Origin of the sequence: Ramlibacter sp. (genome assembly GCF_035706265.1) — a bacterium.
Taxonomy (GTDB): Bacteria; Pseudomonadota; Gammaproteobacteria; order Burkholderiales; family Burkholderiaceae_C; genus Ramlibacter.
Genome location: NZ_DASSVG010000176.1, coordinates 1 through 4289, shown reverse-complemented (window position 1 = coordinate 4289; position 4289 = coordinate 1). Strand labels below are relative to the sequence as shown.

6 protein-coding genes are annotated in these 4289 nt (G+C 71.7%); 2 read left to right on the top strand and 4 right to left on the bottom strand.

Going from position 1 to position 4289, the window contains the following annotated elements; all coding sequences use genetic code 11:
* From VFM98_RS06695 to VFM98_RS06685, 3 genes are all read right to left on the bottom strand, one after another.
* The coding region (locus VFM98_RS06695; RefSeq protein WP_325109130.1) for a hypothetical protein at nt 1–183 on the bottom strand (183 nt) is incomplete at its 3' end.
* Between the two features lie 14 nt (nt 184–197).
* A complete protein-coding gene (locus VFM98_RS06690; RefSeq protein WP_325109129.1) occupies nt 198–812 on the bottom strand; it encodes an FHA domain-containing protein in 615 nt (204 codons plus the stop codon).
* An 84-nt stretch (nt 813–896) separates the two neighbouring features.
* Nucleotides 897–1514 (bottom strand): hemerythrin domain-containing protein, encoded by a 618-nt coding sequence (locus VFM98_RS06685; protein ID WP_325109128.1) that lies wholly within the window; start codon nt 1512–1514, stop codon nt 897–899.
* A 128-nt stretch (nt 1515–1642) separates the two neighbouring features.
* On the opposite strand from VFM98_RS06685, the gene VFM98_RS06680 reads away from it, so the two are divergent.
* Entirely contained in the window at nt 1643–2080 is a 438-nt protein-coding gene (locus VFM98_RS06680; RefSeq protein WP_325109127.1) for a universal stress protein, read from the top strand.
* Here VFM98_RS06680 and VFM98_RS06675 read toward each other — a convergent pair.
* Nucleotides 2077–2979: a hypothetical protein gene (locus VFM98_RS06675; protein WP_325109125.1), complete on the bottom strand. Its 903-nt coding sequence runs from the start codon at nt 2977–2979 to the stop codon at nt 2077–2079. The genes VFM98_RS06680 and VFM98_RS06675 overlap by 4 nt on opposite strands.
* Nucleotides 2980–3046: 67 nt before the next feature.
* Between VFM98_RS06675 and VFM98_RS06670 the strand changes: the two genes are divergently transcribed.
* Nucleotides 3047–4285, top strand: coding sequence for a YbfB/YjiJ family MFS transporter (locus VFM98_RS06670; RefSeq protein WP_325109124.1), 1239 nt, complete (start codon nt 3047–3049; stop codon nt 4283–4285).
* Nucleotides 4286–4289: the final 4 nt, after the last annotated feature.

Below are 4289 nucleotides of genomic sequence, written 5' to 3'. Positions count from 1 at the left end.
CTTGCGCATGGTGTCGCGCAGGATCACCTGCACCAGCTCGCGCCGCGGCGCGTTGCGGCCGGTCTGGGTGTCGCCGTCCGGATCGTCCTCGTAGAACTGGGTGCTGGACTGCGTCGCCGGCCCGAGCTTCTTCTCCTCCTTGCCGGGGGGGCTGTTCTTGAATATGCGGTCGATCAGGCCCATGGGACCATTGTGCTTCATTCCCTGAGCTGGAAGCGCAGGCGCGTGCCTCCCAGCTCCAGGGTGTCAGCGTCGGTCAGCTGCACCGGGTCGGCGCCGACGGCCGTGCCATTGAGCAGCGGGGTGGTGCCGCCCGCCAGGTGCGTGACGAAGAAGCCGCCGCGCCGGTGCGCCACCGAGACCACGCAGACGCCCGGCTTGCCGAAGGTGGTGACGGCCTTCACCACCGGCATCTCCAGCCCCGCGGAGGAGCCGTTCTCCACCGAGAAGCTGGCGTGCTGCTGCGGCGGATCGAGGCTGTTCATCTGGGTGCCGCCGAAGGCGCTGGTGGGCTCCTCGCTCGCCTGCAGGTACTTGATGCGGTAGGGGCCGATGGCGATCACGTCGCCATCGTGCAGGCGGGTGCGCTCCTTGACCATGCGGTCGTTGACGTAGGTGCCGTTGGTGCTCCCCAGGTCCTGCAGGTAGACGTCGGCCACGTTTTCGAGCTCGAAGGCGCAGTGCCGGCCGCTCACGACCATCGTATCCAGCACGATGTCGTTGTCCGGCTTGCGTCCGAGCGTCGTCCGGTCCTTGTGCAGGAACACGTGCTTGACCTCGACCCCCTTCACGCTGGCAATGAGCTGCGGCATGAACACCTCCGGCCGCCCGCTGCGGCCTTTCGGATGCTAGCGTCGCGGCCGCCGCGCCACAAGCGGAGGGGCCCCGGAAGGCTCCTAGATGTAGCCCACGACTTGCGGCACGTGGCGCAGGTGCAGCGCCAGGCCCAGGGCCGCCATGTGGTTGCCGTTGCGCCCGAGGATGCGTTCGGCCAGCGGCAGGAACACCGTCTCCTCGTAGCGGGCGTGGCGCAGGAAGGCGCGCACCATCTCCTCCATCACCTCCGCGTCGACCTCGCTGCGGTTGCCGCGTGCGGCCGCGCGCACCGAAGGCTCCAGGCGCTTCCACAGGCCTTCCACCTCGCGGTGTTCGGCGGTGAGCCGCTCCACCATCCCGCGCACGGCCTTGCGCTCGGCGGCGTTGGCGCTTTGCAGCACGGCGGGGAACAGCTCCGCCTCCTCCTCCGCGTGGTGCGGGATGATGGTCTGGCGGAACAGGTCCAGCGTGGTCTGCGCCATGTGGCGCGCGTGGTTGGCCACGTCCACCAGTTCCGGCAGGCGCGCCGTGCCTTCGAGCTGGGTGACGATGCCGAGGTGGCAGCGGGTGAAGGAATTCAGGGGCGTTTCCGGCGCGGCGCCGGCATCCGTCTCCGGCAGCGAGGCGATGCTCGACTCGTTGGCGGAGCTGCGCCCCAGTTCGCCCGGGGCGAGCGGCTCGGGCTGGAAACGGCTCATGGAAATTCCTCGGGATACGATGGCGGGATGGTGACTCCGACCCCGTCGGGCGGCTTGACTCACGTCAATCGCCACGTTGCCCCCGCCGCAACACGCGGTCCTACAATCGTCAACAAAGGAGGCCCTGCATGTTCCGCCACATCCTTTTCGCCACCGACGGCTCTTCCGCTTCCGAGCACGCCGCCCAGTTGGCCGTGGAGCTGGCCCGCGTGCACCAGGCGCGGCTCACCGCGCTGTACGTGGTCGATCCGTATCCCTACCTCGGCGTCGGCGAGGCCAACCCGCTCGGCTTCCAGGCCTACATGTCGGCCGCCCTGCAGCACGCCGCCGAGGCCCACAGCAAGGTGGCCGCGCTGTGCGAGAAGGCGCCGGCGGTCGAATTCCAGGCCCGGCTGGCCGAGGATGTCGCCGCGGCGACGGGAATCGTGCAATCGGCCCGCCAGGTCGATGCCGACCTGATCGTCGTCGGCTCGCACGGCCGCACGGGCGTCGCGCGCCTGATGCTGGGCAGCGTCGCCAGCAAGGTGGTGGCGGAGTCGCCGATCCCGGTGCTGGTCGCGCGCTAAGCCAGGACCGAAGCGCCCGCCTCGCGCAGCCGTCCCAGCACGTCCTCCCACTTCTGCGTGTGCTCCGCATGCAGGCGGCTGCCCTGCTGCAGCACCGGCTGGAACTTCCAGCCCCGCACCTGCGCGGCATCGAACCACTCGCGCGCCCGCTGGTGCACGATCCACACCGGCGTGCGCCAGGCGCCCCAGGGCTCAGCGGTGCGGGCCAGGTCCGGGCTGTCTTCCAGGGCCCCGGCGGCATAGCTCAGCAGGCCATAGCGGCGCGGCGTCGAAGGCTGGCGCGGGCCGTCGTCGAAGGTCTCGAAAGTGGTCGCGTCCTCCAGCGCCGCGGGCAGCAGGGTGCGCGCGACCAGGTGCTGCCCCCCTTCGTGGCCGCTGCCGCTGTCGGCATGCAGCAGCGGGCGCAGCTCGAACCCCGTGAGGCCGCTTTCGCGCAAGGCCGCGGCGGCCTGCGGCCCCAGCACGTACTCGCCGGTCCAGTCGTCGACGTGGCTGATGGCGGTGCCGGCAACCGGCTTGCTCAAGTAGATCTTCTGCGGCAGCCGCACCGACCAGCGGCTGGCGGTGGGATGCAGCGTGTCGGCGTGGTAGGCCGCCATCGTGGCCTTGGAATCGGCCCGCGTCTGCGCGATCGTGGAGCGGCAGACCGCCTCGAAGTGGCTGGAGGCCGCCAGGTCCGCGGGGCTGCACTGCATCTCGCGCAGGAAGCTCACGGGCTCGCCGCCGGCGAGTTCCAGCAGCCGCGGCAGCACGGGCCCGGAGGCATCGAAGAACTTGGGGAACAGGAAGCCGAGGGCCGGATGCGCCTTGGCGCCGAGGGCGCGGGCCAGGGCATCGTCCGCCGCCAGGCGCTGGGCGAGGCCGGGGCTGCACGGTCGCAGCGCGAGCATGATTTTCATGGGGCGTGATGGTAGCGGCAGCGGCGCCGGGCCCGCGTCGGCCGATGCCGCATACTTGCGCCGCGCAATGCAAGCCTCCCACCGCATCCCGAGCCCCTTCGCCATCGCCCTGGCCGGCCTCGTCTCCCTCGGCGTCGCCATGGGCATCGGCCGCTTCGCCTTCACGCCCCTGCTGCCGATGATGATGGCCGAAGGCAGCGTCGGCATCGCCGGCGCCAGCCTGCTGGCCAGCGCGAACTACCTCGGTTACCTCCTGGGCGCGCTCGCCTGCACCTTCCAGCCCTGGATCGCGCGCCGGCTCGGGTGGGCGCCGGCGGTGAACGCGCCCTGCCTGGTGCGCGCCTCGCTGGTGGCCACGGTGCTCCTCACCCTGGGCATGGCCTTCGAGCTGCCCGCGGCCTGGGCGGCGCTGCGCTTCGCAGCGGGCGTGGGCAGCGCGGTCGCCTTCCTCTACACGTCCTCCTGGTGCCTGGAGCAGCTCGCGCGCCGCAACGAGCCGGCCATGGGGGCGCTGATCTACGTCGGCCCCGGCGCCGGCATCGTGGCGAGCGGGCTGGCCGCCACCGGGCTGGTCGCGGTGGGCGCGCACGCGGCTGCCGGCTGGCTGACCTTCGCCGTACTGGCCGCCATGTTGACCGCGCTGGCCTGGAAGGTGTTCGATGGCCGCAACGCGGTGCCCGCGCCGGCGGTCACGGCCGCCGGTGCGGCAGCCGCGAAGCCGGTGGCGGCCACGGCCGGCGGCTTCGAGCTGGGCCTCCTGGGCTTCGCGTACGGGCTCGCCGGCATCGGCTACATCATCACGGCGACCTTCCTGCCAGTGATCGCGCGCCAGGCCATGCCCGATTCGCGCGCGCTGGACCTGTTCTGGCCCCTGTTCGGCGTCGGCGTCATGGCCGGCGCGGTGCTCGCGTCACGCCTGCGCTCGGCCGGCGACCTGCGCCTGCGGCTGGCGGCCTGCTACGCCATCCAGGCCGTCGGCGTGGCGGCCAGCGTGGTGTCGCCCACGCCGGCCGGTTTCGCAATCGGGAGCGTTCTGCTGGGGCTGCCCTTCACGGCCATCACCTTCTTCGCGATGCAGGAAGTGCGGCGCGTGCGGCCGGTGCAGCCGGCGAGCACCATGGGACTGCTCACCGCGATGTACGGCGTGGGCCAGATCGCCGGCCCGCCGCTGGCTGCCTGGCTGGTGGCGCGCAGCGGCAACGCCGCCCGCGGCTTCGCGCTGTCGCTCTGGATCGCCAGCGCCATCCTCGCCTTCGGCGCCGTCCTCTACCTGTTGCTCGCCCGCGCCTACCCGATGCGCCGATGATCCT